This is a genomic window from Dinoroseobacter sp. S76 (assembly GCF_049801095.1).
In the GTDB taxonomy this organism is placed as follows: Bacteria; Pseudomonadota; Alphaproteobacteria; order Rhodobacterales; family Rhodobacteraceae; genus Dinoroseobacter.
This window is the reverse complement of the sequence record NZ_JBNAGH010000005.1, coordinates 247,932-267,141: the sequence shown is the minus strand read 5'-3', so window position 1 is coordinate 267,141 and position 19,210 is coordinate 247,932. Positions and strand designations below refer to the sequence as shown.

The window sequence follows — 19,210 nt, the reverse complement described above, 5'->3', positions numbered from 1 at the left end:
TCAGGCGTTCCCGTCCTTGAAGTCGAGCCCCATCTCGTCGAAGCGCTCTTTCTCCTCGAGCCAGCCCGGACGGACCTTCACCTGCACGAAAAGATGCGCGGGCCGTCCGAGAAACTCGATCAGCTCTTCCCGCGCTGCCTTGGACACGGCCTTCACCGTCTCGCCCTTGTTGCCGAGCACGATCCCCTTGTGACCGTCGCGGGCCACATAGATCACCTGATCAATCCGCACGGAACCGTCCTTCCGCTCCTGCCAGCTCTCGGTCTCCACCGTCAGCTGATAGGGCAGCTCCTGATGCAGGCGCAGGGTAAGCTTCTCCCGGGTGATCTCGGCGGCGATCATGCGCATGGGCACATCGGCGATCTGATCCTCCGGATAGAGCCACGGCCCCTCGGGCAGCGTCTCGGCAAGCCAGGTCCGCAGATCGCCCACGCCATAACCCTTCTCGGCGGAGATCATGAAGGTCTCCACAAAGGGATAGGCCGTGTTCAGATCCTCGGTCAGCTTCAGCAGCACCTCCGCCTTCACCCGGTCGATCTTGTTGATCGCCAGCGCCACGGATTGGCCGGGATTGGTACGCTCGGCGAGCGCCTCAAGGATCGCCTTGACCCCGTCGGTCATCCCGCGATGGGCCTCGACCAAAAGCACGACGATATCCGCATCCGCCGCCCCGCCCCAGGCCGCGGCCACCATGGCGCGGTCCAGCCGGCGCCGCGGACGGAAGAGACCCGGCGTGTCCACAAAGACCAGCTGCGCGGCGCCCTCGATCGCCACACCGCGGATCCGCGCCCGGGTGGTCTGCACCTTGTGGGTCACGATCGAGACCTTGGCGCCCACCATGGCATTGGTCAGGGTCGATTTCCCGGCATTCGGCTCGCCGATCAGCGCCACGAACCCGGCGCGGGTGGTCGTCGTTTCGTCAGTCATGCTTGCTCTCTACCTGGCTCAGCAGGGCCTTGGCTGCGGCCTGCTCCGCCTGTCTCTTGTTGCCCGCGCTCGCCTTGGCCTCGGCTCCGGTCTCAAGCCGGGCCAGGATGGTGAAGACCGGCGCGTGATCCGGGCCGCTGCGGCCCATTTCCTCATAGCGCGGCGGCGGCAATTTGCGCGCCTGCGCCCATTCTTGCAGGGCGGTTTTGGGATCCCGCGCATCGGCCTCGACCGAGCGGATCCGCTTGCCCCAGAGCCGCAGTACCAGCGCCTTGGCGGCCTCGAACCCCGCATCGCGGTAGACCGCGGCGATCACCGCCTCCATCCCGTCGCCGAGCAAGGCCTCCTTGCGGCGCCCCCCGGTCAGCATCTCGGACCGCCCGAGCCGCAGCACATCGCCCAACCCGATCTCGCGCGCCACCTCGGCGCAGGTTTCCTTGCGCACCAGCGCGTTGAACCGCGGCGCCAACTGGCCCTCCCGCGCGTCTGGATCCGCCTCCAGCAGGGCTTCGGCCATCACCAGCCCCAGCACCCGGTCGCCGAGGAACTCGAGCCGCTGATTGTCGGACCGCACCGCCGCACTGCGCGAGGCATGGGTCACAGCCCGGACGAGCACTTCCGGGCGCGCGAACGTATGGCCGATCCGCGCGCTGAAGGCGGCAAGCTCCTTGGACAGCTTCAATCGAGCGCCTTGAAGAAGCGATCCCCGCGCCAGGTCCAGAAATAGAGCATCCGGGAGCCGGCAGAGCTGAAGATCACGCGATCCGCGCGCCCGATCAGGTTCTCAAAGGGCACAAAGCCAACGCCACCCACGGATTGCGCGTAGCGGCTGTCCTGACTGTTGTCGCGGTTGTCGCCCACGAAGAAGAAATGCCCCTCGGGCACCGTGAACTCGGGCGTGTTGTCACCAAAGCTGCGATCGATATTCAGGATCGAATGGCTGACACCGCCGGGCAGGGTCTCGACGAATTTCTCTTTCTCGCAGATGCCACCCTCGCCCACGGGCTGGTTCGAACAGCGCGGGTAAGACCCGATCGGGCCCTGACGACCAAACACCTCGTCAAAGGTTCCGTTGCGCTCGGTCGGGACCGCCTCGCCATTCAGATAGAGCGCGCCCTCGCGGAACTGCACCCGGTCGCCGGGCAGGCCGATCAGCCGCTTGATGAAGTCCGACCCGTTCACCGGATGGCGGAAGACGACGATATCGCCCCGCTCGGGATCGGAGGCGAGGATCCGCCCCGGGATTGGGCAGATCGAGAACGGGCAGGAAACCTGGCTGTAGCCATAGGCCATCTTATTCACGAAGAGGAAATCACCGACCAGCAGCGTGTCCTTCATGGAGCCCGAGGGGATCCAGAAGGGCTGGAAAAACAGGGTGCGGAAGACCCCCGCAATCAGCAGCGCATAGACCACGGTCTTGACCGTTTCCATAATGCCGCCTTCGGCCTTTTCAGTGCTTGCCATATCACGCCTCTACCCGGGTTTGGCCCGCTTCATGGGCGTGCGGGGGCGGGGAGTCAAGCGGAGGGCGCGCCGGGATCAATCGCGACCGCCGAGATCACCACATAAGCCTGTGCCCAGGGATGATCATCGGTGAGCGAGACATGGATCACCGCCTCATGGCCCTCGGGGGTCAGATCCTTGAGCCGCTCCGCCGCCCAGCCGGTGACATACATTGTCGGCTGGCCCGTGGGCAGGTTCTGCACGGCCATATCCCGCCAGGAGATCCCCATGCGCAGCCCCGTTCCCAGCGCCTTGGAGCAGGCCTCTTTCGCGGCCCAGCGCTTGGCATAGGTGGCAGCGGTCTGCGCCCGGCTATCGGCCTTGCGCTGCTCCTGCTCGGTGAAGACACGGTTGCGGAACCGGTCACCAAACCGCTCCAGCGTGCGTTCGATCCGCTCGATATTCGCAAGATCCGTACCGATTCCGATGATCATGGGCCGCTCACAACAATCCTGAGTCTCAGAAACACCATTTCCCTCTGCGGGAATACCACACGAATTGCAAGGCTTGGCGTGCCCGGGCGCCTAGCTTGCGCGGGCCGCCTCCATCAAACGACGCATCTCGGCCATGGCATCGGGCAGGCCCCGGAAGATCGCCTCGCCAATCAGGAAGTGACCGATATTCAACTCGCGGATCTGGGGCAAGGCGGCAATTGGCGACACGCAGCCATAGGTCAGCCCGTGCCCCGCATGGACCTCGAGCCCGAGGTCATGGGCAAAGGCCGCCATCTCGGTCAGGCGCGCAAGCTCGGCGTCCCGGGTGGCAAAATCGCCCTCCGCATGGGCCTCGCAATAGGCCCCGGTATGGAGCTCGATCACCGGCGCACCAATGCGGTGGGCAGCCTCGATCTGCGCCCGCTCGGCGGCGATGAAGATCGACACCCGGCAGCCTGCCTCGGCCAGGGGCGCGATGAAATGCGCCAGACGGTTTTCTTCGCGCGCCACTTCGAGCCCGCCCTCGGTCGTCCGCTCCTCGCGCTTTTCCGGCACGATGCAGACCGCGTGGGGCGTGTGACGCAGGGCGATCTGCTGCATCTCGTCCGTCGCGGCCATCTCGAAATTCAGCGGCACGGTCAGCGCCTCCATCAGCGCCTCGATATCGCGATCCGCAATATGGCGGCGATCCTCGCGCAGATGGGCGGTGATGCCATCGGCCCCGGCCTCCTGCGCCAGTACGGCGGCCCGCACCGGGTCCGGGGTCGCCCCGCCGCGCGCATTCCGCACGGTCGCCACATGGTCGATATTCACCCCAAGGCGCAGCACATTCGGGGTCGCGTCAGAAACAGTCATGGTCAGGGCCTCCTGACCGCGAACCTAGGGCGCTCAATGGGCTTCGTCAGCCCTCGACTTCGCTTTGACGCGCAAAGCCTGGATCTTTTTCTTCAGCTGGCCCTTGCGGCGTTTCTGATAGGCGCGCAGCACCGGCAGGCTGAGATAGTACATCACCGAGGCCGCGATAATCCCCGGGATGATTCCCCCCACCAGATAGGGGAAGAACACCTCGTCAAAGAACCGCTCCAGATGGTCCCACTCCGCATCGCGATCGGTGAAGAGCGCGACGATATTGTTGCCCAGATCCGCCCCGGCCTCGGTGAACTTGCCCACGAAGGAGGTCTCATCCTCCGGGTCGAACTCGGTGCCGAGAATGAAGTGACCCGTCTTGAGCGAGATCACCCCGATCGGGATATAGGTCAGCGGGTTGCCAAAGAAGGTGGCCAGCAAAGAGGCGAGGATGTTGCCGCGCATGGTCTTGGCCAGAAGTGCGGCGATGACGAAATGCACCGTGTAGAAGGGCGTGAAGGTCGTGAAGACCCCCGCCGCGATCCCGCGCGCAATCCTTTCGGGAGGATCGGGCAGCCGCTGCAACCTGCGCGCGATATAATGGAAGGCCCGAGTCCACCCGCCACGAGGCCAAAGGGCCTCTGCCACGATCTTCCAGACCGGACGTTTATCGCGGCGCTTGAATACCAAGCGGGTCCTCTTTCCATCTGGCCCGCCCGCCCCTGGGGATCAGGGCTTGCGGCTTAAATCTCTGTGCCGGTCGAGCCCGGCCACGTCGCTATCGGCCTGAACGGCCGTCATGACGCGGTGCAAATGCTCCAGGTCACGTACCTCTACTTCTAGAAGTAGGCGGTAAAAGTCAGGTTTCCGGTCAACAAAGTGCAAGTCTGAAATATTGGCCCTCTGTTCACCAATCAATGTGCAGATTCGTCCCAGAACGCCCTGATCGTTACCGATCGTGACATCGAGACGGACCGCATGGGCGGCGGCGTGGCGCCCGGAATGCCATTGCAGGTCAATCCAGCGCCGCATTTCATCCTCGAACTCCTCGAGCGCGGGGCAGTCGATGGCGTGGATCCGCACGCCGCGCCCCCGATAGGCGATCCCGACGATTCGCTCGCCCGGGACCGGTTGGCAGCAGCGCGACCGCTCGAAGCTCTGATCGGGGTTGAGGCCGACCACGGCCCGTTCCGCATCGACCTCGTCTCCGGTACTGCCCTGCAGTTCGGGATAGAGCACCTCGACGACTTCGCGAGCGGAGATATCCGTGCTGCCCAGAGCCGAGAGCAGATCCTGCTGACCGCCATAGCCCAGCTGATGAGCGGCGGTCTTCAGCGCCTTGTCGGTGACGCGCTTGCCCACATGCTCAAATGCCACGCGGGCCAGCTCCTGCCCGAGTTTCACAAAGCGCGCGCGATCCTCCTCGCGGAGCGACCGGCGGATCGCCTGCTTGGCGCGGCCCGTGACCACGATATCGATCCAGGTCGCCTGGGGGCGCTGACCATCGGCGGTGATAATCTCCACCGATTGACCATTTTTCAGCCGGGTCCAGAGGGGCACGCGAATGCCATCCACCTTGGCGCCCACGCAGCTGTCGCCGATCCGCGTGTGGATCCCGTAGGCATAGTCGAGCGGCGTCGCGCCCTTGGGCAGCTTGACCACCTCGCCCTTGGGCGTGAAGCAGAAGACCTGATCCGAATACATCTCGAGCTTCACATGCTCGAGGAACTCGCCATGGTCCTCGGACTGTTCGAACCGTTCGCTCAGGGTCGAGATCCACTCCGCCGGGTCCACGGCAAACGGGTTCTCCACCTGAATCCCGTCGCGATAGGACCAATGGGCCGCCACGCCCGCCTCGGCGACCTCGTGCATCTGGCGGGTGCGGATCTGCACCTCGACGCGCTTGCCATCCCGACCCGAGACCGTGGTGTGGATCGAGCGGTAGCCGTTGGACTTGGGCTGACTGATATAGTCCTTGAACCGCCCCGGCACCGCGCGCCACCGCTGGTGGATCGCGCCCAGCACGCCGTAGCAGTCATCCTCGCTCTGGGTGATGACGCGAAACCCGTAGATATCCGACAGGCGCGAGAAGCCGAGCTTCTTCGTCTCCATCTTGCGCCAGATCGAATAGGGTTTCTTCGCGCGGCCATAGACCTCGGCCTGGATCCCGTGGCGGTCGAGCTCGGTGCGGATGTCGCTGGTGATCTTCTGCACCATGTCGCCGGTCTCGTTCTGCAGCTTGATGAAACGGCGCATGATGGACTGGCGGCCATCGGGGTTGAGCACGCGGAAGGACAGATCCTCCAGTTCGTCGCGCATCCACTGCATCCCCATCCGCCCGGCGAGGGGCGCATAGATATCCATGGTCTCCTGCGCCTTCTTGACCTGCTTGGCCTGGGGCATGTGCTTGATCGTGCGCATATTGTGGAGCCGGTCGCCCAGCTTCACGAGGATCACGCGCAGATCCTTGGACATGGCCATGAAGAGCTTGCGGAAATTCTCGGCCTGCTTGTTCTCGCGACTGGTAAGCTGCAGGTTGGTGAGGTTCGTCACCCCGTTGACCAGCTCGGCAATCTCGCGCCCAAAGCGGCGTTCGAGCTCGGCAAAGGTCGATCGGGTGTCCTCGATCGTGTCATGCAGAAGTGCGGTGATGATCGTGCTGTCATCGAGCCGCTGCTCGGCGAGGATCGCCGCCACGGCCACCGGGTGGGTAAAATACTCCTCCCCGGAATGGCGCATCTGGCCCTGGTGCATCTCGCGCCCATAGGCATAGGCGGCCTCGATCAAGGCCGCGTTCGTTTTCGGGTTGTAGGTCTGGATCAGGGCGACGAGGTCGCGTGCTTCGAGCATAGACTCCGGCTGATCCCGAGGCATGGGATCAGGGCTGACCTTGCGCTTCCATCAGCGCGCGCAGAAGCTTCTCCTCGGACATGTCGTCCTCGGCAGGCTTATCCGGCTGGCCACCCATGAGCATCGCCATGGTGTCCTCTTCGGGCTCGTCCACTTCGATCTGGGTCTGGTTCGACTCGATCAGGCGCTCACGCAGGGCATCCGCCGACTGGGTCTCTTCGGCGATCTCACGCAGGGACACGACCGGGTTCTTGTCGTTGTCGCGATCAATGGTCAGCTCGGCCCCGGCGGAAATCTCGCGGGCGCGGTGGGCCGCCAGCATCACCAGCTCGAACCGGTTGGGAACCTTGTCAACGCAATCTTCAACCGTCACGCGGGCCATGGATGTCTCCGTTTCACGAAAAGGGGCAGTGGCCAGCATGTAAGGCCTCGGAAAACCCTTGACAAGTAAAATGCACTCAGTCGAGGGGCCGGATGGCGGCAATATCCTCTTTTGGGAGGGTTGCGAGCATCTCATCGGCGGTTTTGCCCGTCACCGGGTGCCGCCAGAGGGGGGCCACGTCCCGCAGAGGCACCAGAACGAAGGGGCGATCGGCGATGCGGGGATGGGGGAGAATCAGGTGATCGGGTGTTCGGGCGATCTGGTCCGCGACCGGAAGGTCCGCCCAACGCTGATATGTTTCAAGATCCGGTAAGATCGTGATCCCGAGTGTGAGCAGATCGAGATCCAGCGTCCGCGCCCCCCAACGCTGCACCCGCGCCCGACCAAGACGGCGCTCGATCCCGTGCAGAACCTCTAAAAGCGCTTTGGGAGACAGGTCCGTATCCACTGTCACACAGCTGTTAACATACTCTGGTTCAGACGGATCCGGGAATGCAGGCGTCGCATAGAAACGGCTGCGCGCAACAATCTCGATCGAAGCCTCTTCCAGAGCTTCGTAAGCTTGACGTAAAGTAAGCTCCGGCGCAAAATCCCCGAGAGGTTGATTTGCGCCCAGCGCTATTATGCCTACAGACGAAATTTTGAGCGCCTTTCCAGTTGCGATGGCCGTGAAATGGCTTACTTTCCATGACGCGTTTCATCAATTTAAAATAATTCGCACTCACGGAATTCGATGAAGCGCATTACTTGGAAGGACCAGTAATGTTTTATAAAGACGACAGGTTGGCGCTGTTTATTGATGGCTCCAACCTCTACGCCGCAGCCAAAGCGCTGGGGTTTGACATCGATTACAAGTTGCTCAGGCAAGAGTTCATGCGTCGCGGAAAACTGCTGCGTGCGTTCTATTACACTGCGCTCTTGGAGAACGATGAATACTCACCGATCCGCCCGCTTGTGGACTGGCTCCACTACAATGGGTTCAGCATGGTGACTAAGCCGGCCAAGGAGTACACCGACAGCCAGGGTCGCCGGAAGGTGAAAGGGAACATGGACATCGAGCTGGCCGTGGACGCAATGGAACTCGCGCCCCACATGGACCATGCCGTTCTCTTTTCTGGCGATGGAGACTTCCGTCCGCTGATCGAGGCCCTCCAGCGCCGTGGCGTGCGGGTTTCGGTGGTCTCGACCATCCGGTCGCATCCGCCGATGATCTCGGACGAGCTGCGCCGTCAGGCCGACAACTTCATTGAGCTCGACGAGCTCAAGGAGATCATCGGGCGTCCGCCGCGCGAGCCGCGCGAGCCCCGGGAAACGGTGAGCGAAACCGCCGAATAAGAGCGCCATCACCGCTCAGGAATGGACCCGCTCCGGCGGGTCTTTTTCATGCTGGGGGACTTTCATGGGCATCTGGGACACCATGGCGGGCGTGCTCGTCACCATGTTCGCCGTGGCCTTTGGGGCGGCGACCTTGCTGCCCTTGCAGTCGGAGATCGTCTTCACCGCGTTCCAGATCCAGGCGGCGGTCCCGCTCTGGGCGTTGCTGGTCGTGGCGTCGGTGGGCAACACGCTGGGCTCGGTGCTGAACTACGCCCTCGGCTGGCAGATCCCGCGCTTTCGCGACAAGCGCTGGTTTCCCGTGACCGAGGAGCAGCTGGAGAAGGCGCAAACCTGGTTCGCGAAATACGGCAAATGGAGCCTCCTGCTGAGCTGGGCCCCCCTGGGCGATGCGATCACCGTGGCCGCGGGCGTGATGCGCACACCCCTGATCCTGTTCGTTCTGCTGGTCGGCTTTGCCAAAACCGCGCGCTATCTTGTGCTCGCTGCCGCCGTGGCCGGAGGGGGCGAGCTGCTCTCCTGACCCCGCCTATTGCGCAGCTGCATTCACCCGGTCATGGGCAGCCCGCACCCGGTCGGGCCATGTGCTCTTGATATAGCCCAGCACCGCGAGGATCTCCGCATCGCTGAGCACATCGCCGAACCCGGCCATGTTGCTGCGATAATCGCCGCCGATCAGCGCCTCGGTTCCGTATTTGGTGATCCGGAAGAGCAGCAAATCCGCATGGTGCCAGGTATGGCCGCTCGCATCATGGGGCGGCGCGGGCAGGAGACCATCCTCCCCCGGACTGCGCCAATCGGGCACCTGCCCCTCCAGATTGGCCCCGTGGCAGGCCGCGCAATAGCCGTCATAGATCTCGGCGCCGCGCGCCACCGCCTCCGGATCCTGCCAGGGCAGCAGGGATTGCGCCTGCGCCGCACCGCAAAGCAGTGCCGCCGCGATCATCGTTCGTGCAAACATCGCTTTCCTCCTCGGGACAGAGCCAAGCCGCTTCCCCCGCTGGAAGGTCAAGCCCCATGCCGCGCCGCGCCTACGCGCGCGTCTCGGGACTGGTCAAACGCGTTCTGGACACCTATTCGTAAAGAAACTCTGACAGATCGAGGACCGCGCCATGTCCCTGCCCCAGCTGACACTCTACCTCGCCGCCCCGCGCGGGTTCTGCGCTGGCGTGGACCGGGCGATCAAGATCGTTGAGATGGCGCTCGAGAAATGGGGCGCGCCGGTCTATGTGCGCCACGAGATCGTCCACAACAAATACGTGGTCGACGGGCTGCGCGCGAAAGGGGCGGTCTTCGTCAAGGAGCTTGAGGACTGCCCCGATGACCGCCCGGTGATCTTCTCGGCCCATGGGGTGCCCAAGGCCGTACCCGCCGAGGCCGCCCGGCGCGAGATGGTCTATGTGGACGCCACCTGTCCGCTGGTGAGCAAGGTGCATATCGAGGCGGAGCGCCACCACGGCAACGGGCTGCAGATGGTGATGATCGGCCATGACGGCCATCCCGAAACCGTGGGCACCATGGGCCAACTTCCTGAAGGCGAGGTCCTGCTGGTGGAGACGGTGGCGGATGTGGCGACGCTCACCCCGCGCGACCCGGATCAGCTGGCCTTCATCACCCAGACAACGCTCTCGGTGGATGACACCGCTGATATCGTGGCGGCCCTGCAAGCGCGTTTCCCGGCCATTGTCGGGCCCCATAAGGAAGACATCTGCTACGCCACCACGAACCGACAGGGCGCGGTGAAGGCCATGGCGCCCAAGGCGGATGCCATGCTTGTGATCGGCGCGCCGAATTCCTCGAACTCCAAGCGTCTGGTCGAGGTCGGTCGCGCGGCCGGGTGCCAATATGCCCAACTGGTGCAGCGGGCCGAGGATATCGACTGGCGCGCGCTCGAGGGGATCGGGTCCATCGGGATCACCGCTGGCGCCTCAGCACCGGAAGTGCTGGTCAATGAGGTGATCGACGCCTTCCGCGCCCGGTTCGACGTGACGGTCGCGCAGGTCGAGACCGCACAGGAGAACGTCGAGTTCAAGGTGCCCCGAATCCTCCGCGAGCCCGCCGGGGCCTGAGGCCGCACGGGACAAAGTCTCGGCTGAAACGCTTGGAAATGTCGCGAGTCGCGCCGGTGTAAACCTGTGGAATCACCGGCAATTCCCCAGCACTTCGCCATGGAAACACGCCCCGGATGCGTGGCCTGCCCCTCACTCGCCTGAACGGCGGACCCCAGATCCGCATAGACGCCAAGACACTGGCCAAGCCCGCTGATTTCGCCTTACGCTGGGGCGCTTGCAAGTTTCTGCGAAAGGGCGCGCCATGATCACCACCTCCTTCCTGCTCACCGCCCTTGTGGTCGTGCTCTCTCCGGGGACCGGGGTGGTCTATACGCTGGCACTTGGGCTGGGCCGCGGGCGCCGGGCGGCGGCTTGGGCCGCGCTTGGCTGCACCTTCGGGATTGTGCCTCACCTTCTGGCGGCGACGCTGGGGCTGGCCGCGGTGCTTCACACCTCGGCGCTCCTCTTCAACGTGGTGAAGTTCGCCGGGGTCGCCTATCTGCTCTGGCTTGCCTGGGGCGCCTTGCGCGAGGGCGGCGCGCTGCAGGTGCGGGCCGAAACCACGGCAGAACCTGGCTGGCGCATCGCCCGGCGCGGCGCGCTGATCAATATCCTGAACCCCAAGCTGTCGATCTTCTTTCTCGCACTCTTGCCCCCGTTCCTGAGCGGGAACGCAGCCACCGCCACGGCGGAGATGGCCCTCTTGGGCGCGGTCTTCATGGCGATGACCTTCGTGGTCTTTCTCGGCTATGGCGCGTTCGCGGCCAAGGCGCGGGACTGGGTGCTCGGCTCGGCGCGGGTGATGACCTGGCTGAACCGCTCCTTCGCGGCGGTCTTTGCCCTGCTGGCCGGGCGCCTCGCGATGGAGCGCGCGTGACGGGCGGCCGCCTCGGCCCATGAAGCGGCTGGTCACCTCCTTTGCCGCCTGGCTGCTGGGCTCGGGCCTGATCCTGCTGGCACGGCTTCTGACCGCGCCGCGGGCGATCTGGCACGGGATCGAACCGGTCCCGAAACAGCGCCTCTATTTCGCCAACCACACGAGCAATGCGGACCTGATCCTGATCTGGACCGTGCTGCCCCCGCGCCTGCGCAAGCAGACTCGCGCGGTCGCGGGCAGCGATTATTGGCTGAAATCCAAGCTCCGCGCCTTTGTCGGCCATGAGGTCGTACGCGCCGTGATGATCGAGCGCCGCCCGGAGCATCGCGGGGACGAAGACCCGGTGGCCAAGATCCTCGAGGCGGTGGATCAGGGCGACTCGCTGATCATCTTTCCCGAAGGCAAACGCAACATGACCGACAAGCCGGTCCTGCGCTTCAAATCGGGGATCTACAACGTCTCCAAGGCACGGCCGGAGCTCGATCTCGTGCCGGTCTGGATCGAGAACCTCAACAGCGTCATGCCCAAGGGCCATGTGATCCCGGTGCCGCTGCTCTGCACCGTGAGCTTTGGCGCGCCGGTGCGCGTCGAGCCGGGCGAGAGCATCGACGCCTTTCTCGCCCGCGCCTCCGAGGCGATGGTCGCCCTGCGCCCGCAGAACGGGGGGCAGCGCCCATGACCGAGATCCCGATCGAACCGCATCCCTTTGCCTGGGAGATCCTGGGCGTCGGCACGCTCCTGATCCTTGCGACCATCCTCGCCGAGACCTTGCGCTGGCGCCTCCCGCCCCATGAGGTGAACACAACGATCGAGAACCTGAACGCGCGGATCATGGCCTGGTGGGCAATGACGGCGCTGGTCGCGCTGTTCTCGCTGGGCGGCAGCACAGGGATCGTGGTGCTTTTTGCGATCTGCTCTTTCTCGGCCCTGCGCGAGTTCATGACCCTGACCAACAAGCGGGTGGCGGATCACTGGGCGATTGCCGCATCTTTCTTTGTCGTCCTGCCGGTGCAGTACATTCTGGTCGGGCTGGGCTGGTACGGGATGTCCTCCATGTTCATCCCGGTCTATGCCTTCCTGCTCTTGCCGATCCTCTCGGCGCTGGAGGGGGACCGGACGAACTTCCTCGAGCGCGTGGCCGAAACCCAATGGGCACTGATGATCTGCGTCTATTGCATGAGCCATGTGCCTGCCCTCCTGACGCTGGAGATCCCGGGCTATGGCGGGCGGCTGATCCTGCTGGTTGCCTGGCTGGTGATCGTGGTCCAAATCGCGGATGTGCTGCAATATGCCGGGACCAAGCTGATCGGGCGGCGCAAGATCGCCCCCTCCCTGTCGCGCTCCCGCACTTGGGAGGGGACCATGGCCGGGGTTCTGCTGGCGAGTGTGATCGGCGGCGCGCTCTGGTGGATCACGCCTTTCGCCCCGTGGCAGGCCTTCCTTCTGGCGCTTTTGGCGTCCACGGTCGGTATGTTCGGCGCTCTGGTAATGAACGCGATCAAGCGCGATCGCGGGGTCAAGGATTGGGGGCCGATGTTCGCGGGCCATGGCGGCTTCATCGACCGACTTGATTCCGTGCTCTTCGCGGCGCCGATCTTCTTTCATGCAGTGCGCTTCTTCTTCGACGCGAGCGCCTGAGGCGCAATCTGCGCCGCACCGCCTGCTGCCCCTTGCAGCGCCCCGGCGCGGGCGGCACAAAGACCCCATGACACAGATCCCCCGTTCCGCCCTGATCCTCGGCCTGGCCGGTCTGATCCCGTTCCTCTTCGGCGCAGGCACGCTTCTCTCCGAGGCGCTGGCCAACTTCGGCATGGCGCAGTTCGGCCCGCGCTTCATCGGGCCCTATGTGCAGATCTTCTACGGTACGATCATACTGGCTTTCATGTCCGGCGTGCTTTGGGGCTTTGCGACCAAGGCGGAGGGGACGGTGGCGACCACCGGCTACGGGCTGAGCGTGGTGCCGGCGCTCTGGGCGTTTTTCATGGTCGGCGGCGGACCGGTCTCTGCCCAGATCAACCTGATCGCAGGCTTCGTTGGGCTTTTGGGGCTCGACTACCTCTTCTGGCGGCAAGGGCTCGCCCCGGCCTGGTGGATGCATCTGCGGGTGCTCCTGACCAGCATCGTGGTGGCCTGCCTCGCGGTCGGGGTTCTGCTATGAGCGATCCGCAAACCTTAGCCGCCTATGGACGCGAGGCCGAGCGCTACCGAGCCCGGTTTGCCGACAAGGGGGCCGATGGTGACCTGCAGGCGTTTCTGGACGCCCTGCCCGAGGCGGCAGATGTGCTCGATCTCGGCTGTGGCCCCGGGCGCGCGGCTTCCCTCATGAAGGCCGCGGGACACCGGGTGATCGCCTATGACGCGACGCCGGAATTCGTGGCCCAAGCCCAGGCGCTCGGCGTCGATGCACGGCTCGCGCGGTTCGAGGATCTGACCGACGTGGAGGCCTTCGATGGGATCTGGGCCAACTTCAGCTTGCTCCACGCGCCGCGCAACGAGATGCCCCTCCATCTGGCGGCCATCGCCCGTGCCCTGAGACCGGGTGGTGTGTTCCATCTCGGCCTCAAGCTGGGCGACGGGGAAGAGCGTGATGCGCTGGGGCGCTTTTACACCTATTACACCGAGGATGCCTTGCGATCACTCCTGACTGAGATGGGCCTTACGGTCTCAAAGACCCGCGAAGGTCGGGGCGAAGGCCTCTCGGGCCGCACGGACCCGTTCATCATTTTGACTGCCCGGAGGCCCGCCCATGGCTGATCTGTTTGCCTATACGGATGGGGCCTGTTCGGGGAACCCCGGTCCCGGCGGCTGGGGCGCGTTGCTGATCGCGCGGGACGGCGAGGAAGTCGTAAAGGAACGCACCCTCAAAGGAGGAGAGGCCCACACGACGAACAACCGGATGGAGCTTCTGGCCGCGATCAACGCGCTGGAGGCACTTGAACGCCCCGCGCGGCTGACCGTGGTGACGGACAGCGCCTATGTAAAAGGTGGCGTGACCGGCTGGATCCATGGCTGGAAGCGCAACGGGTGGAAAACCTCAACCAAGAAACCGGTGAAGAACGAAGATCTCTGGCGTCGCCTCGATGCCGCCCAAGCCCGCCACGACGTGCAATGGGAATGGGTCAAGGGACATGCGGGTCACCCGGAGAACGAGCGCGCGGATGAGCTTGCCCGTGCCGGCATGGCGCCCTTCAAGCCCGGCAAAAGCAAAGGCTGAGGTCGCAGCAAAAAAGATTCTATGCCTCCGGCGGGGATATTTCCGGACTTAAGAAATACCCAGGAAAAGCGAGGTCAAACCAAGGTTGATCTGCCAGGCGACCCGCCTGTCTTCTTAAGTCTCCAAATATCCCCGCCGGAGGCTCCCGTTCCTCAGAACCAGCGAGACTGCTGATCAGGAGAGGTGATCGGGCAAGCTGAGCCCGCGCAGGATGACCGCAGCCTCCGCCGCCTTCTTGCCGGCCCGTTGCGCGCGGGTGATCTCCACCGCACCGCTGCCGCAGGCCACCGTGAAGCCACCCAAAACCTGACCCGGTGTTCCCGCGCCTGCGGCCAGCCGCGCTCCCAGAAGCTTCACCCGTTCCCCCGCGATCTCGCACCAGGCACCCGGGAAGGGGGAGAGCCCACGGATCTGCCGGTCGACCTCTGCCGCCGGGCGGCTCCAATCCACGCGCGCCTCTGCTTTGTCGATCTTTGCCGCATAGGTCACGCCCGCCTCCGGCTGGGTCTCGGGCGCGAGTTCCGTGCGCTGTGCCAAAGCCTCGACAATCAACCGCGCGCCCATCTCGGAGAGGCGGTCATGGAGAGCCCCGGTCGTCTCTTCAGGCCCAATCTCCAGCGCATCGCGCAGCAGCACGGGGCCGGTGTCGAGACCTGCCTCCATCTGCATGATGCAAACCCCGGTTTCCCTGTCCCCGGCGAGGATCGCCCGATGGATCGGCGCCGCCCCGCGCCAGCGGGGCAGGAGCGAGGCGTGGATGTTCCAGCATCCATGCTCCGGAGCATCGAGCACCGCTTGTGGCAGGATCAAACCATAGGCGACGACCACGGCGATCTCGGCATCGAGCGCGGCAAATTCCGCCTGCGCCTCGGCCCCTTTCAAGGACACTGGGTAGCGCACCGGCAGGCCCAGCGCCTCGGCACGGGCCTGCACCGGACTCGGGCGGGGCTTCTTGCCTCGGCCTGCCGGGCGCGGCGGCTGGCAATAAACGGCAGCCACCTCGTGACCAGCCGCGACCAGAGCATCCAGAACCGGCACGGAAAACACCGGCGTACCCATGAAAACCAGTCTCATTTGCCCTGCTTTCGTGCCTTGCGCAGCAGCATGTCGCGCTTGGTCTTGCTCAGCCGGTCGAAATACATCCTCCCCGCCAGATGGTCGATCTGATGCTGCACGCTGGTGGCCCAGAGGCCGACGAAATCCTGCTCCTTCACCGCGCCCGTCGCATCGAGAAACCGGACGGTCACCGCACGCGGACGCTCGATCTTGGCGAACACTCCGGGCAGGTTCGGTGAGGCCTCCTCATGGCTGCGCAGTTTGGCACTGGAATGCAGCACTTCGGGATTGGCCATCCGCACTGCACGTCCGCGATCCTCGGAGGCATCGACCACAGCCAGCGCCTGCATCACGCCGATCTGCGGCGCGGCGAGGCCAACACCGGGCATCGCCTCCATCGTGTCGATCATATCGTCCCAGATCCCGCGGATCTCATCAGTGATCTCGGTCACGGGCTCCGCCGCACTGCGCAGACGCTTGTCAGGCCAGGGGATGAAAGGTCGAATCATTTCAGTGCCTCACCGCGCCGGGGCGCGTCAGCTGCTCGCGCGGGCCCGCTCACGCTTGAGCTTGACCATCTTGCGGGTGATGAGCTGCCGCTTCAGGGGCTTGAGGTAGTCGATGAAGAGCTTGCCATCGAGATGGTCGATCTCGTGCTGCACACACGTGGCATAAAGCCCGTCCATCTTGGCGCTCGCCTCACCGCCATCAAGGGTGGTCCAGCGGACCTCCACCTCGGCGGGACGCTCAACATCCGCGTACATCTCGGGGATCGAGAGGCACCCCTCTTCGTAGGTGTTCATCTCCTCCGAGGACCAGGTGATCTCGGGATTGATCAGGACCATCGGGTCCGGATCCCCATCCTTGGGCGCGCAATCCATGGTGATGATCCGGGTCATGGCAGCAACCTGCGGCCCGGCCAGCCCGATGCCCGGCGCGTCATACATGGTCACCAACATATCCTCGGCCAGAGCACGGATCTCGTCGGTGATCTCGGCCACCGGATCGACGGTTTTCTTCAGACGCGGGTCGGGGTGGATCAGGATCGGGCGAATGGTCATAACGCTGATGTAATGGACCCTTAGGATCAGCGCAACATGGCGTCCCGCCCCCGCAGGGCTTGCGCCTGCGCCGGATCCCGCTAGCTTCGCCCGGTACTCACGGAGACCTTCATGACCTTTGACACCCAGATCGACCGGCGCGGCACGGACTGCTCCAAATGGGACCTGATGGAGCGCGCCTTTGGCGTCCCTGCCGAGGACGGGCTTGCCATGTGGATCGCGGATATGGATTTCGCGCCTGGCCCCTTCCTGCAGGACGCCATGAAGGGCCTCTTGGAGCGGGCGGATTACGGGTATTTCTGCGGACTTGAGAGCTATCAGGACGCGATCATCGGCTGGATGCAGGACCGCCATGGCTGGACGGTCGAGCGGGACTGGATGTTCACCACCTATGGGCTCGGCAACGGGATCGCGATCACGCTGAACGCCTTGACCGAGCCGGGCGATGAGGTCGCGATCTTCTCGCCGGTCTATCACGAGTTCGCTGCCAAGATCCGCAAGACGGGCCGCGTGGTGCGCGAGCTGCCTCTGGTGATCGAGGACGGGATCTATCGGATGGATTTTGACGCCTATGACGGGATGATGTCCGGGCGTGAGAAGATGATCATCGCCTGCTCGCCCCATAACCCGGCGGGTCGGGTCTGGACCCAGGCGGAGCTGAACGGGCTCGCCGCCTTCTGTCAGCGCCACGACCTGCTGCTGATCTCCGACGAGATCCATGCGGATCTGACCTTTTCCGGCCACACCCATATCCCCATGGCCGTAGCCGCGCCCGAGATCACCGACCGGCTCGTAATGGCGACCTCGGCGTCCAAGACCTTCAACATCGCGGGCGGGCGTACGGGCTGCATCACGGTGCCAGACCCGGATCTGCGCGCGCGGTTCTTCAAGTTCGTCAACGCGCTCGACATGCAACCCAACCTCATGGGCGTGGCCCTGACCCGGGCGGCCTATACCCCCGAGGGGGCGGCCTGGACCGATGCGCTCCGCGCCTATCTTGAGGAAAATGCTCGGGTCTTCTCCGAAGGCGTGGACGCGATTCCGGGCCTGCGCGCGATGCCCATGCAGGGCACCTATCTGGCCTGGGTGGATTTCGCAGGCACCGGGATGGAGCGCGACGCTTTCAGCGCCCGGGTCTATGGGGACGCCAAAATCGCCACCACCCCGGGCCATACGCTGGGCCAAGGCGGAGAAAGCTTCCTGCGGTTCAATATCGGCACCAACCGCGCGCGGATCGACGAGGCGGTTTCCCGCCTCGCGGATGCGTTCAAGGACCTGCAGTAAGGCCTATTGCTTGGTGATCAGCGCGGCGGGCGCAGTGCGGTCCCGCGCGTAATCCAGCGGGACCTGATCCCGCGCTTTGGTCATGCGCTTGAACTCATAGCGCATCTCCGGCCCATCCTGGGCCGCGGTCACGATCAGCGCCTGATAAAGATGCTCGGAGCCGCGGAAGATATCGACGAGCCCGCGCAGATGCGGCGCGCCTTCGGCCTTGAGTGTAAAGGCCTCGGCCCCAAACTTGCGGATGGAATAGGCCTCGGGCCCCACATGAACACGCAGCCGCGTCTTCGACTTGCGGGCGGCGCGTTCGCGCGCTTGGTCCAGACCCTCCCGGACCTCCTTGGGCAGATAACTCGACATGGCGGCAGCCTTTCGTATCCCTCAGGAGACAAGATGCGCTGCCCTGCACGAAGATCAAGTTAAGCCCGTCGGCCCCGGCCGCGGCTCAGCCAGCTGTTGCCGATTTGCGCGCATGGGGGCGCAGGACATGGGGCATTTCGGGGTCGTAGAGGGCGCTGTCCTTGAAATCCCCGACCTCGCCCAGGGCAGGCCCCACGAGAATCAGCGCCGTGCGCGTGATCTTCTCGGCCCGGACCTTGGCGTGAATATCGCTGAGCGTACCGCGCAGGAACATCTGGTCCGGCCAGCCTACCCGGTAGGCCACGACCACCGGACACTCGGCCCCATAATAGGGCGACAGCACCCGCTCGATCTCGCGCAGGTTCCGCACGCCCAGATGAATGGCCAGGGTGGCCCGGGTGCGCGCGAAGTTCTCCAGCGTCTCGTGCTCGGGCATGGAGGTCGACTTCATCGACACCCGGGTCAGCACGATGGATTGCGCAATCTCCGGAATGGTCAGCTCCTGTCCCAGGGCCGCCGCCGCCGCCGCATAGGCCGGAACCCCCGGGATGATCTCATAGGGAATGCCATCGGCGCGCAGGCGCCGGATCTGCTCCGCAATCGCCCCGTAAAGCGAGGGATCCCCGGAATGCACCCGGGCCACATCCTCGCCGCGCCCATGGGCCGCGACGATCTCCGCATGGGTGTCTTCCAGCGTCATCGGGGCCGTATCCAAGACCCGCGCCCCCTCGGGCGCACAGGCCACAACCTCCGCCGGTACAAGCGAGCCCGCATAAAGGCAAACCGGACACGCCCCGATCACCCGCTGCGCCTTCAGCGTCAAAAGCTCCGGATCCCCCGGCCCCGCGCCAATGAAATACACTGTCATGTCAGCCTCTCCTTGAGGTCAGGCGTGGGTCAAGGCGCGCGCAGCGCCGGGCAAAGCCCGCTTGGCCTTGACGCGCGACGGACCGGACACAAACTCGAGCTGGCCTGTTTGCGGCAGACCTGCCCGCAAACGGCCTCTCCGCAGACCTCCCACCGCCCGCAGCCG

25 protein-coding genes are annotated in these 19,210 nt (G+C 64.6%); 10 read left to right on the top strand and 15 right to left on the bottom strand.

Features of this window, described 5'->3' with window-relative positions; all coding sequences use genetic code 11:
- The 9 genes from era to folK form a co-directional block, all read right to left on the bottom strand.
- Positions 1–927, bottom strand: coding sequence for a GTPase Era (era, locus tag ACP153_RS16120; RefSeq protein WP_424972038.1), 927 nt, complete (start codon positions 925–927; stop codon positions 1–3).
- A complete protein-coding gene (gene rnc, locus ACP153_RS16115) occupies positions 920–1,609 on the bottom strand; it encodes a ribonuclease III (RefSeq protein ID WP_424972037.1) in 690 nt (229 codons plus the stop codon). Before rnc ends, era begins: the two co-directional genes overlap by 8 nt.
- Positions 1,606–2,391, bottom strand: a complete 786-nt coding sequence (gene lepB / locus ACP153_RS16110) for a signal peptidase I (protein ID WP_424972036.1) — start codon at positions 2,389–2,391, stop codon at positions 1,606–1,608. Before lepB ends, rnc begins: the two co-directional genes overlap by 4 nt.
- A gap of 53 nt (positions 2,392–2,444) precedes the next feature.
- A complete protein-coding gene (acpS, locus tag ACP153_RS16105) occupies positions 2,445–2,864 on the bottom strand; it encodes a holo-ACP synthase (protein WP_424972035.1) in 420 nt (139 codons plus the stop codon).
- A 90-nt stretch (positions 2,865–2,954) separates the two neighbouring features.
- Complete coding sequence (locus ACP153_RS16100; protein WP_424972034.1) at positions 2,955–3,719, bottom strand: pyridoxine 5'-phosphate synthase; 765 nt, start codon at positions 3,717–3,719, stop codon at positions 2,955–2,957.
- 33 nt (positions 3,720–3,752) lie between these two features.
- Positions 3,753–4,400: a DUF2062 domain-containing protein gene (locus ACP153_RS16095; protein WP_424972033.1), complete on the bottom strand. Its 648-nt coding sequence runs from the start codon at positions 4,398–4,400 to the stop codon at positions 3,753–3,755.
- Between the two features lie 39 nt (positions 4,401–4,439).
- Positions 4,440–6,560, bottom strand: a complete 2,121-nt coding sequence (locus tag ACP153_RS16090) for a RelA/SpoT family protein (RefSeq protein WP_424972032.1) — start codon at positions 6,558–6,560, stop codon at positions 4,440–4,442.
- Positions 6,561–6,588: 28 nt separating this feature from the next.
- A complete protein-coding gene (gene rpoZ / locus ACP153_RS16085; RefSeq protein WP_424966995.1) occupies positions 6,589–6,942 on the bottom strand; it encodes a DNA-directed RNA polymerase subunit omega in 354 nt (117 codons plus the stop codon).
- A 76-nt stretch (positions 6,943–7,018) separates the two neighbouring features.
- Positions 7,019–7,558, bottom strand: coding sequence for a 2-amino-4-hydroxy-6-hydroxymethyldihydropteridine diphosphokinase (gene folK, locus ACP153_RS16080; RefSeq protein WP_424972058.1), 540 nt, complete (start codon positions 7,556–7,558; stop codon positions 7,019–7,021).
- A 146-nt stretch (positions 7,559–7,704) separates the two neighbouring features.
- Here folK and ACP153_RS16075 point away from each other — a divergent pair, with 146 nt between their 5' ends.
- Entirely contained in the window at positions 7,705–8,277 is a 573-nt protein-coding gene (locus ACP153_RS16075; protein WP_424972031.1) for an NYN domain-containing protein, read from the top strand.
- A gap of 64 nt (positions 8,278–8,341) precedes the next feature.
- On the top strand, positions 8,342–8,800 hold the full coding sequence (locus tag ACP153_RS16070) for a YqaA family protein (protein WP_424972030.1): 459 nt from the start codon (positions 8,342–8,344) through the stop codon (positions 8,798–8,800).
- Between the two features lie 6 nt (positions 8,801–8,806).
- Here the strand turns inward: ACP153_RS16070 and ACP153_RS16065 are convergent, their stop codons facing one another.
- A complete protein-coding gene (locus ACP153_RS16065; protein WP_424972029.1) occupies positions 8,807–9,238 on the bottom strand; it encodes a c-type cytochrome in 432 nt (143 codons plus the stop codon).
- A gap of 151 nt (positions 9,239–9,389) precedes the next feature.
- Between ACP153_RS16065 and ispH the strand changes: the two genes are divergently transcribed.
- The 7 genes from ispH (at position 9,390) to rnhA (ending at position 14,419) form a co-directional block, all read left to right on the top strand.
- Positions 9,390–10,346, top strand: coding sequence for a 4-hydroxy-3-methylbut-2-enyl diphosphate reductase (ispH, locus tag ACP153_RS16060; RefSeq protein ID WP_424972028.1), 957 nt, complete (start codon positions 9,390–9,392; stop codon positions 10,344–10,346).
- A 244-nt stretch (positions 10,347–10,590) separates the two neighbouring features.
- Positions 10,591–11,205: a LysE family translocator gene (locus ACP153_RS16055; RefSeq protein WP_424972027.1), complete on the top strand. Its 615-nt coding sequence runs from the start codon at positions 10,591–10,593 to the stop codon at positions 11,203–11,205.
- A 19-nt stretch (positions 11,206–11,224) separates the two neighbouring features.
- Positions 11,225–11,884: a lysophospholipid acyltransferase family protein gene (locus tag ACP153_RS16050; protein ID WP_424972026.1), complete on the top strand. Its 660-nt coding sequence runs from the start codon at positions 11,225–11,227 to the stop codon at positions 11,882–11,884.
- Positions 11,881–12,843, top strand: a complete 963-nt coding sequence (locus ACP153_RS16045; protein WP_424972025.1) for a phosphatidate cytidylyltransferase — start codon at positions 11,881–11,883, stop codon at positions 12,841–12,843. Before ACP153_RS16050 ends, ACP153_RS16045 begins: the two co-directional genes overlap by 4 nt.
- Positions 12,844–12,910: 67 nt before the next feature.
- Positions 12,911–13,363: a DUF3429 domain-containing protein gene (locus ACP153_RS16040; RefSeq protein ID WP_424972024.1), complete on the top strand. Its 453-nt coding sequence runs from the start codon at positions 12,911–12,913 to the stop codon at positions 13,361–13,363.
- On the top strand, positions 13,360–13,959 hold the full coding sequence (locus ACP153_RS16035) for a class I SAM-dependent methyltransferase (RefSeq protein ID WP_424972023.1): 600 nt from the start codon (positions 13,360–13,362) through the stop codon (positions 13,957–13,959). The genes ACP153_RS16040 and ACP153_RS16035 overlap by 4 nt, the downstream gene beginning before the upstream one ends.
- Positions 13,952–14,419, top strand: coding sequence for a ribonuclease HI (gene rnhA / locus ACP153_RS16030; protein WP_424972022.1), 468 nt, complete (start codon positions 13,952–13,954; stop codon positions 14,417–14,419). Before ACP153_RS16035 ends, rnhA begins: the two co-directional genes overlap by 8 nt.
- A 174-nt stretch (positions 14,420–14,593) precedes the next feature.
- Here rnhA and fmt read toward each other — a convergent pair whose 3' ends face one another.
- The 3 genes from fmt to def (ACP153_RS16015) are packed head-to-tail and all read right to left on the bottom strand — an operon-like array spanning position 14,594 to position 16,536.
- Complete coding sequence (fmt, locus tag ACP153_RS16025) at positions 14,594–15,493, bottom strand: methionyl-tRNA formyltransferase (RefSeq protein WP_424972021.1); 900 nt, start codon at positions 15,491–15,493, stop codon at positions 14,594–14,596.
- The gene (def, locus tag ACP153_RS16020; protein WP_424972020.1) at positions 15,490–15,984 is read right to left on the bottom strand and encodes a peptide deformylase; all 495 of its coding nucleotides are present in this window, start codon (positions 15,982–15,984) and stop codon (positions 15,490–15,492) included. Before def (ACP153_RS16020) ends, fmt begins: the two co-directional genes overlap by 4 nt.
- Before the next feature lie 27 nt (positions 15,985–16,011).
- Positions 16,012–16,536: a peptide deformylase gene (def, locus tag ACP153_RS16015; protein WP_424972019.1), complete on the bottom strand. Its 525-nt coding sequence runs from the start codon at positions 16,534–16,536 to the stop codon at positions 16,012–16,014.
- Between the two features lie 111 nt (positions 16,537–16,647).
- Here def (ACP153_RS16015) and ACP153_RS16010 point away from each other — a divergent pair, with 111 nt between their 5' ends.
- Positions 16,648–17,820, top strand: coding sequence for a MalY/PatB family protein (locus ACP153_RS16010; protein ID WP_424972018.1), 1,173 nt, complete (start codon positions 16,648–16,650; stop codon positions 17,818–17,820).
- 3 nt (positions 17,821–17,823) lie between these two features.
- On the opposite strand, the gene ACP153_RS16005 is transcribed toward ACP153_RS16010, so the two are convergent.
- Positions 17,824–18,177, bottom strand: coding sequence for a hypothetical protein (locus ACP153_RS16005; protein ID WP_424972017.1), 354 nt, complete (start codon positions 18,175–18,177; stop codon positions 17,824–17,826).
- 85 nt (positions 18,178–18,262) lie between these two features.
- Positions 18,263–19,045 (bottom strand): precorrin-4 C(11)-methyltransferase, encoded by a 783-nt coding sequence (gene cobM, locus ACP153_RS16000; RefSeq protein ID WP_424972016.1) that lies wholly within the window; start codon positions 19,043–19,045, stop codon positions 18,263–18,265.
- Positions 19,046–19,210 lie beyond the last annotated feature (165 nt).

Excerpts from the sequence above, each read along its gene's own strand:
- ACP153_RS16055 (WP_424972027.1), top strand. The coding sequence starts at position 10,591 with ATGATCACCACCTCCTTCCTGCTCACCGCCCTTGTGGTCGTGCTCTCT.
- ACP153_RS16050 (WP_424972026.1), top strand. The coding sequence starts at position 11,225 with ATGAAGCGGCTGGTCACCTCCTTTGCCGCCTGGCTGCTGGGCTCGGGC.
- ACP153_RS16045 (WP_424972025.1), top strand. The coding sequence starts at position 11,881 with ATGACCGAGATCCCGATCGAACCGCATCCCTTTGCCTGGGAGATCCTG.
- rpoZ (WP_424966995.1), bottom strand. The coding sequence starts at position 6,942 with ATGGCCCGCGTGACGGTTGAAGATTGCGTTGACAAGGTTCCCAACCGG.
- acpS (WP_424972035.1), bottom strand. The coding sequence starts at position 2,864 with ATGATCATCGGAATCGGTACGGATCTTGCGAATATCGAGCGGATCGAA.
- ACP153_RS16040 (WP_424972024.1), top strand. The coding sequence starts at position 12,911 with ATGACACAGATCCCCCGTTCCGCCCTGATCCTCGGCCTGGCCGGTCTG.
- rnhA (WP_424972022.1), top strand. The coding sequence starts at position 13,952 with ATGGCTGATCTGTTTGCCTATACGGATGGGGCCTGTTCGGGGAACCCC.
- ACP153_RS16100 (WP_424972034.1), bottom strand. The coding sequence starts at position 3,719 with ATGACTGTTTCTGACGCGACCCCGAATGTGCTGCGCCTTGGGGTGAAT.
- ACP153_RS16010 (WP_424972018.1), top strand. The coding sequence starts at position 16,648 with ATGACCTTTGACACCCAGATCGACCGGCGCGGCACGGACTGCTCCAAA.
- ACP153_RS16070 (WP_424972030.1), top strand. The coding sequence starts at position 8,342 with ATGGGCATCTGGGACACCATGGCGGGCGTGCTCGTCACCATGTTCGCC.
- def (WP_424972019.1), bottom strand. The coding sequence starts at position 16,536 with ATGACCATTCGCCCGATCCTGATCCACCCCGACCCGCGTCTGAAGAAA.
- fmt (WP_424972021.1), bottom strand. The coding sequence starts at position 15,493 with ATGAGACTGGTTTTCATGGGTACGCCGGTGTTTTCCGTGCCGGTTCTG.
- cobM (WP_424972016.1), bottom strand. The coding sequence starts at position 19,045 with ATGACAGTGTATTTCATTGGCGCGGGGCCGGGGGATCCGGAGCTTTTG.
- ACP153_RS16035 (WP_424972023.1), top strand. The coding sequence starts at position 13,360 with ATGAGCGATCCGCAAACCTTAGCCGCCTATGGACGCGAGGCCGAGCGC.
- ACP153_RS16075 (WP_424972031.1), top strand. The coding sequence starts at position 7,705 with ATGTTTTATAAAGACGACAGGTTGGCGCTGTTTATTGATGGCTCCAAC.
- ispH (WP_424972028.1), top strand. The coding sequence starts at position 9,390 with ATGTCCCTGCCCCAGCTGACACTCTACCTCGCCGCCCCGCGCGGGTTC.
- ACP153_RS16065 (WP_424972029.1), bottom strand. The coding sequence starts at position 9,238 with ATGTTTGCACGAACGATGATCGCGGCGGCACTGCTTTGCGGTGCGGCG.
- ACP153_RS16005 (WP_424972017.1), bottom strand. The coding sequence starts at position 18,177 with ATGTCGAGTTATCTGCCCAAGGAGGTCCGGGAGGGTCTGGACCAAGCG.
- era (WP_424972038.1), bottom strand. The coding sequence starts at position 927 with ATGACTGACGAAACGACGACCACCCGCGCCGGGTTCGTGGCGCTGATC.
- lepB (WP_424972036.1), bottom strand. The coding sequence starts at position 2,391 with ATGGCAAGCACTGAAAAGGCCGAAGGCGGCATTATGGAAACGGTCAAG.
- ACP153_RS16090 (WP_424972032.1), bottom strand. The coding sequence starts at position 6,560 with ATGCTCGAAGCACGCGACCTCGTCGCCCTGATCCAGACCTACAACCCG.
- def (WP_424972020.1), bottom strand. The coding sequence starts at position 15,984 with ATGATTCGACCTTTCATCCCCTGGCCTGACAAGCGTCTGCGCAGTGCG.